At 66.3% G+C, this 4686-nt stretch carries 5 protein-coding genes; 3 read left to right on the top strand and 2 right to left on the bottom strand.

What is annotated here, in order from left to right; genetic code table 11:
* Positions 1 to 80: 80 nt before the first annotated feature.
* Positions 81 to 332, bottom strand: a complete 252-nt coding sequence (locus AC1D00_RS27615) for a hypothetical protein (RefSeq protein WP_135175473.1) — start codon at positions 330 to 332, stop codon at positions 81 to 83.
* Positions 333 to 470: 138 nt separating this feature from the next.
* Here AC1D00_RS27615 and AC1D00_RS27610 point away from each other — a divergent pair, with 138 nt between their 5' ends.
* Genes AC1D00_RS27610 through AC1D00_RS27600 form a run of 3 tightly spaced genes read left to right on the top strand, consistent with a single transcriptional unit; the run spans position 471 to position 4317 of the window.
* Positions 471 to 2552 carry a M3 family metallopeptidase gene (locus AC1D00_RS27610; protein ID WP_477012830.1) on the top strand — a complete coding sequence of 694 codons (2082 nt, stop codon included), beginning with the start codon at positions 471 to 473 and terminating at the stop codon, positions 2550 to 2552.
* A complete protein-coding gene (locus tag AC1D00_RS27605; protein WP_404552589.1) occupies positions 2552 to 3190 on the top strand; it encodes a DUF1007 family protein in 639 nt (212 codons plus the stop codon). Before AC1D00_RS27610 ends, AC1D00_RS27605 begins: the two co-directional genes overlap by 1 nt.
* Complete coding sequence (locus tag AC1D00_RS27600) at positions 3181 to 4317, top strand: nickel/cobalt transporter (RefSeq protein WP_477012829.1); 1137 nt, start codon at positions 3181 to 3183, stop codon at positions 4315 to 4317. Before AC1D00_RS27605 ends, AC1D00_RS27600 begins: the two co-directional genes overlap by 10 nt.
* 153 nt (positions 4318 to 4470) lie before the next feature.
* On the opposite strand, the gene AC1D00_RS27595 is transcribed toward AC1D00_RS27600, so the two are convergent.
* Positions 4471 to 4686, bottom strand: a 216-nt coding sequence (locus AC1D00_RS27595) for an MAPEG family protein (RefSeq protein ID WP_477012828.1), incomplete at its 5' end; no start/stop codon positions are given.

The following is a 4686-nucleotide window of genomic DNA, read 5'->3' as shown; positions in this document are numbered from 1 at the left end:
GTGTGGCGCGCACGACGCGGAAGATGAACGTGCGTTAAGTTTTCAAGCTTGCGCGCGTGTCTCTCGCGCGCGAGCGAGCGTCAGCCGCGCTTGGTGAAGGGCTCGACGCGCTGCGCTGCGCGGATGAACGCGGTCATCACCAGCACACCGAGCGCGAACAGCACGGCCTGGAGGATGTGCGCGCCCTGATCGCCTAAACCGAACAGGATCGCGAGGGCCCAGCCGCCGGCAAAGGCCGCGCCGAACACCTCCGCGCCGATCAGGATGGCGGCGCTGATGACGGTGATGACGCTGGGCCAGACGATCTGGCGGGAGGAGGAAGGCGCGTTCATGGGGCTCAGGGATCCCTAGTCTTCGAGGGCCGCAATCTCTCCGAAAAGGCGGGCGGGAGCAAGGCCAAATGGCCCAAAAAAGCCCCATCGCGTGCTATAGCTGGCCGCAACAAACCAGCTCGAAAACCGGGACTTGCGATGTCAGACCTCCGCCAAACTACGGACGCCGAGACCAACCCGCTGCTGAAGGCCTGGGTGACGCCGTTCGCGACCCCGCCCTTCGACGAGATCACGCCGGAGCACTTCCTCCCGGCCTTCGAGCAGGCCTTCGCCGACCATTCCGCCGAGATTGCGGCGATCACCAACGACCCGGCCGCGCCCGACTTCGCCAACACCATCACGGCGCTGGAGCGCTCCGGCAAGCTGCTGAGCAAGGTCGCGGCGGTGTTCTACGACCTCGTCTCGGCGCATTCCAACCCGGCCATCCTGGAGATCGACAAGGAGGTTTCCTTGCGGACGGCGCGGCACTGGAATCCGATCATGATGAATGCCGTGCTGTTTGGTCGCATCGCCCAGCTGCACGAGAACCGCGCCAATCTGGGTCTTTCGCCCGAACAGCTCCGCCTGCTGGAGCGCACCTATACCCGCTTCCACCGTTCCGGCGCCGGCCTCTCCGAGGAGGCCAAGACGCGGATGGCCGAGATCAACGAGAGGCTCGCCCAGCTCGGCACCGGCTTCAGCCATCATCTGCTCGGCGACGAGCAGGAATGGTTCATGGAGCTAGGGGAGGCCGACCGCCAGGGCCTGCCGGAGAGCTTCGTCGCCAGTGCCAAGGCTGCGGCGGAAGAGCGCGGCATGGCCGGCAAGGCCATAGTCACGCTGTCGCGCTCCTCCGTCGAGTCGTTCCTCAAGAGCTCGGCGCGGCGCGACCTGCGCGAGAAGGTCTACAAGGCCTTCATTGCGCGCGGCGACAACGGCAATGCCAACGACAACAATACGACCATCGTCGAGATCCTGAAGCTGCGTGAGGAGAGCGCGAACCTGCTCGGCTACCCGACCTACGCCGCCTACCGGCTCGAGGACTCCATGGCCAAGACGCCGGAAGCGGTGCGGGGACTGCTCGAGCGGGTCTGGAAGCCGGCGCGCGCCCGGGCGTTCGCCGACCGCGACGAGATGCAGACGCTGATCTCGGCCGAGGGCGGCAATTTCAAGCTCGCGCCGTGGGACTGGCGCTTCTACGCCGAAAAGCTCCGCCTCCAGCGGGCCAATTTCGATGACGCCGCGATCAAGCCGTATCTCGCGCTCGACCACATGATCGCCGCCGCCTTCGACTGCGCCACGCGCCTGTTCGGCATCACCTTCGAGGAGCGCAAGGACGTGCCGGTCTGGCACCCGGACGTCCGGGTCTGGGAGGTGAAGGGGCGGGACGGCAAGCACAAGGCGCTGTTCTATGGCGACTATTTCGCCCGGCCGTCGAAGCGCTCCGGCGCCTGGATGACCTCGCTGCGCGACCAGCAGAAGCTCGACGGCGACGTCGCGCCGCTCGTTCTCAATATCTGTAATTTTGCCAAGGGAGCCGGCGGCGAGCCCTCGCTGCTGTCGCCCGACGACGCCCGCACCCTGTTTCACGAATTCGGCCACGGCCTGCACGGCATGCTGTCCAACGTGACCTATCCGTCGCTGTCGGGCACATCAGTGTTCACCGATTTCGTCGAGCTGCCGTCGCAGCTCTACGAGCACTGGCAGGAACGGCCCGAGGTGCTCCAGCAATTCGCCCGCCACTACCAGACCGGCGAGCCGCTGCCGGACGACCTGCTGCAGCGCTTCCTCGCCGCGCGAAAATTCAACCAGGGCTTTGCCACGGTCGAGTTCGTCTCCTCGGCGCTGGTGGACCTCGAATTCCACACCCAGCCGGCCGCGGCGGCCAGCGACGTGCGGGCCTTCGAGAAGAAGGAGCTGGAGAAGATCGGCATGCCCGAGGAGATTGCACTGCGGCACCGGCCCACGCAGTTCGGTCACATCTTCACCGGCGACCATTATGCCGCCGGCTATTACAGCTACATGTGGTCGGAGGTGATGGACGCCGACGCCTTCGGCGCGTTCGAGGAGGCCGGCGACATCTTCGATCCGGCCGTGGCAAAACGCCTGCACGACGACATCTACTCCTCGGGCGGATCGGTCGATCCGGAAGCCGCCTATGAGGCCTTCCGCGGCCGCCCGCCGGAGCCCGACGCGCTGCTGCGCCGCCGCGGCCTGCTCGACGCCCCGAAGGCGGCCTGATGGGCATGCGTGCCCTGTTCGGTCTGCTGCTCGCCGCCGCGATGACTCTCGGAGCCGGTGCGGCGAGCGCGCATCCGCATGTCTGGATCACCGCGACCAGCGAACTCCTCTACGCCGAGGACGGCAGCATCACCGGCGTGCGTCACGCCTGGACCTTCGACGACATGTTCTCGGCCTATGCGGTGCAGGGGCTCGAGAGCAAGACCAAGGGCGCCTATACCCGCGAGGAGCTCGGGCCGCTGGCGCAGACCAATGTCGAGTCGCTGAAGGAATATGCCTACTTCACCTTCGCGCGAGCGGACGGCAAGAAGGAGCGATTCCAGGAGCCGGTCGACTACTTCCTCGACTACAAGGATACCGTGCTGACCCTGCACTTCACGCTGCCGCTGAAGAACCCGGCCAAGCCCAAGCAGCTGGTGCTCGAAGTGTTCGACCGTTCCTTCTTCATCGACTTCCAGATGGCCAAGGACAACCCGGTCAAGCTGGTCGGGGCACCCGCCGGCTGCCAGATGAAGCTCGACCGTCCCAGTGACGGCACCGCGACCGCGCAGAAGCTCAACGAGCAGACCTTCATGAGCGGTGAGAACACCAATTTCGGCATGATGTTCGCCAACAAGATCACGGTGGATTGCCCTTGATCGGTCGTCTGCATTCTCCGCTTGCCCGCGGGCTTCTCGCCTGTTCCGCGGTCATCGCCGTGCTGGGCGTGGCCGATGCCGCGCTTCACGATCTCCTCGCGCAAAATCCGTTCGGCGCACCGAAACCCGCGCAGGCGGCCGCGCCCGAGGCCGGCGGCCTCATCGGCTGGCTGTTGGCAAAACAGTCGGAGTTCTACCGCCAGATGTCGGCGACCATCCGCGCCGCGAAGTCCGACGGCTCGGCGGTGTGGACGCTGCTCTTCATCTCCTTTGCCTATGGCATCTTCCATGCCGCCGGACCCGGCCACGGCAAGGCGGTGATCGCCTCCTATCTCGTCGCCAACCGCGAGACCGCGCGGCGCGGCATTGCGTTGTCGTTTGCCTCGGCCCTGATGCAGTCGCTGGTGGCGATCCTGATCGTCGGCATCTCGGCCTGGGTGCTGAATGCGACGGCCAAGACCATGTGCAAGGCCGAAGGCGTGATCGAGATCGCGAGCTATGGCCTGATCGCGCTGTTCGGCCTGCGGCTGGTCTGGGTCAAGGGCGGCGCCTTCATCCGCGCGCTTCAGGTGGCCCAGCCGGTGCCGGCGATCGCGGGCGTGCCGCAGCACCATGATCACGGCCATCACCACCATCATGATGCGCATGATCATCATGACCACGATCACCATGATCACGCCCACACCCACACCCACACCCACACCCACGCCCATCACGGGCACGATCACGTCCATGACGAGCATTGCGGCCATTCCCACGGTCCGGCGCCGAGCGAACTCGCCGGCCCCGGTGGCTGGCGGCGCGGATTCGCCGCGATCCTGACCGTCGGCATCCGGCCCTGCTCGGGTGCGATCCTCGTGCTGGTGTTCGCGCTCGCCCAGGGCCTGTTCTGGGCCGGCATCGCCGCGACCTTCCTGATGGGGCTCGGCACCGCGATCACGGTCGCGGCCATTGCCGTCGTCGCCGTCTCCGCCAAGGACATCGCCGGCCGCCTGAGCGCGGGGCGCGACGGCGGCGGCGCGCTGTTCATGCGCGGCATCGAATTCGGCGCCGCCGGTCTCGTGCTGCTGTTCGGCGTCGGCCTGTTGTTCGGCTACATCGCCGCCGAACGGACGACGTGTTTTTGAGGCACGCTCTCGTGCCCCGGACGCAGCGCAGCGTCYCTTCGACGGTGCGCTGCAGAGCCGGGGCCCATCGCTCCATACTGTAGCTGTGGCCCCCTAGGTCCCGGCTCTGCGCCGCAAAGCTAAGGCGTTGCAGCGCGTCCGGGACACGGCAGCTCACACCGGCAAGAACCGCTTCAGCATCGGCATGAAGAAGATCCCGAGATTGATCGCAAAGCCGATGCTCCAGAGGATCGAGCGCAGTGTCGGGCGGTTGCCGAGATAGGTCAGCACGTAGGCGATCCGCACGATCAGGAACAGCACCGCGAGCTCGTCGATCAGCCGCTGCGGCGCGTCCCTGAATTCGGCGAGCAGCACCGCGAAGGCGAAGAA

The organism is Bradyrhizobium sp. P2_E8 (assembly GCF_056403875.1).
The sequence above is the reverse complement of the archived record's forward strand: the minus strand, read 5'-3'. Positions and strand labels throughout refer to the sequence as shown.

Coding starts and splice junctions, on each gene's coding strand:
- AC1D00_RS27615 (WP_135175473.1), bottom strand. CDS start 332: ATGAACGCGCCTTCCTCCTCCCGCCAGATCGTCTGGCCCAGCGTCATC.
- AC1D00_RS27610 (WP_477012830.1), top strand. CDS start 471: ATGTCAGACCTCCGCCAAACTACGGACGCCGAGACCAACCCGCTGCTG.
- AC1D00_RS27605 (WP_404552589.1), top strand. CDS start 2,552: ATGGGCATGCGTGCCCTGTTCGGTCTGCTGCTCGCCGCCGCGATGACT.